The 1,614-nt window shown below is 71.7% G+C and carries 1 protein-coding gene; it reads right to left on the bottom strand.

Annotation, left to right across the window (positions count from 1 at the left end; all coding sequences use genetic code 11):
• A partial coding sequence (locus AC08ON_RS10860; RefSeq protein ID WP_476616894.1) for an ABC-F family ATP-binding cassette domain-containing protein occupies positions 1-1,417 on the bottom strand: 1,417 nt, incomplete at its 3' end.
• Positions 1,418-1,614 lie beyond the last annotated feature (197 nt).

Here is a 1,614-nt window from a genome sequence, read left to right as displayed (position 1 = left end):
GGGCGAGGCGCTGGCGCTGACCGGCCGACAGCCGCCCAACCGGCACCATCAGCTGGTCCGCGGTGAACAGGCCGAACGACAACAGCACCTCGACGTGTTCGGCGCTGCTGCCCGCTCGGCCTTGGGCGTAGGCCGCCAGCAACGTCTGGTGCGGGTCGCGGACGGTGATCTGCTGGGGTAGATAGCCGATCGTGCCGTGGCGGGTGACGTGCCCATGTTGCGGGGCGAGGTCGCCTGCGAGCAGGCGCATCAGGGTGCTTTTGCCCGTCCCGTTCGGCCCGCTGACCAGCAGTCGCTCCCCTGCTTTGATCGTGAGGCTGGTGCTGGCCAGCCGTCCGGACACCGCCACGTCGATCGCTTCGAGCACGGTTGTGGTGTCGGGGCGGGCCGGCTGTGCGGGCAGGGTGAAGCGCAACAGAGCTGGCGGCGGGGGCACCGGGTGGTCGAGCAGGCGACGCAGTCGTTCCTCGGTGTTGCGGACTCGGCTCGCGACCGCGTGCTGTGCCCGTCCGCCAGCCCGGTCGTAGGCCATCTTGTTGCGGTCGTTGGCGGCCCGGTGGTGCGCGACCCGCCGGGCGGTGGTCGCGGCGGCCTCCCGCAGCTGGTCGACGTCGGCCTGCCAGCGGGCATGCGCCTGGGCCTGACGGGCACGGGCCGTGGCCTTCTGCGCGAGGTAGCCGGCGTAGCCGTTGCCGTACCGGGTCACCGTGTGGCGGTCGGCGTCCACCTCCACCAACGTGTCGACCACCCGTTGGAGAAAGACCCGGTCGTGGGAGACCACGACCGTTGTGCCCCGGCGAGCGCGCAGATGTGCCTCCAGCCAGCCGAGCGCGTCATCGTCGAGGTGGTTCGTCGGCTCGTCGAGCAGCAGCACCTCCCGCCCCGCGGCCAGCACACAGGTCAGCCGCAGCCGGGCCTGTTCCCCGCCGGACAGCGCGCCCAACAGCCGGTCCCGGCGCAGCCCGCCGAGTCCGACGCCGTGCAGGACCCGTTCGACGCGGGCGTCCGCGTCGTACCCGCCGCGCAGCTCGAAGACAGCCTGCAACATGCCGTACTCCGCCAAACCGGCCTCGCCGCCCTCACCGGCGGCCATCGCGGATTCCAGCTGGCGCATCCGGGCCTCGATCGCCCGCAGATCGGCCGTCGCCTCGTCGAGGGCGTCCCTCACTGTCCAGCCCGGCGGCGAGACCGCCTCCTGGGCGAGGTAGCCGGCCCCGCCCTCGGCCCGGACGACCACCCGGCCCTCGTCCGGACGCTCACATCCCGCGAGCAGGCGCAGAACGGTGCTCTTACCCGACCCGTTCTCGCCGATGATCCCGGTGCGCCCGCCGGCCGGCAGGACACAGGACACGGCCCGCAACACCGGGTGGTGATCATAGGACTTGCTGACGGAGTCCAGGGTTAGCTGAGTGGACATACGAGTCCTCCGAGGCGAGACGGGCGGCACGGCCACACCGGGCCGTCAGACCAGATCAGCGCCTCACCGGACCATCAGCAGCTCCTCTAACGCGACAGCCGTAGCGATAAGATCGTGCCACGGCGACCCCAGCCCGGCAAAGGAATTTCGCGATGACCCCACCCCAGCCGAGCACGGCAGACCCGGCCGGCCCCCAC

It is taken from the genome of Frankia sp. CoWAU3 (genome assembly GCF_977971855.1).
The sequence above is the reverse complement of the archived record's forward strand: the minus strand, read 5'-3'. Positions and strand labels throughout refer to the sequence as shown.